The 238-nt window shown below is 63.9% G+C and carries 1 protein-coding gene; it reads left to right on the forward strand.

Annotated features, from left to right (window positions below):
• Window positions 1-238: TonB-dependent receptor domain-containing protein (locus ACLJNW_RS28290; protein ID WP_410961961.1), on the forward strand; the 238-nt coding region annotated here is incomplete at both ends.

Raw genomic sequence — 238 nt, forward strand, 5'->3', positions numbered from 1 at the left:
CCTTCCTGATCAACTTCGACAACCAGTACGAGAGCAACCAGCAGACCGACAGCGTGACCGCCCGCGGCAAGACCCGGCACAAGGGCATCGAGGCGGCGATCGCCTACGACCTGGCCGATCTCGACCCGCTGCTCTCCGGCTTCGACGTCTATGCCAGCTACGCCTACGTCGACGCGAGCATTCGCGAAGACGGGCCGAACAAGGGCAACCAGGTGCCGTTCTCCTCGAAGCACAAGGG

This window comes from Salmonella sp. SAL4457 (assembly GCF_046548235.1).
Taxonomy (GTDB): Bacteria; Pseudomonadota; Gammaproteobacteria; order Enterobacterales; family Enterobacteriaceae; genus Salmonella; species Salmonella enterica.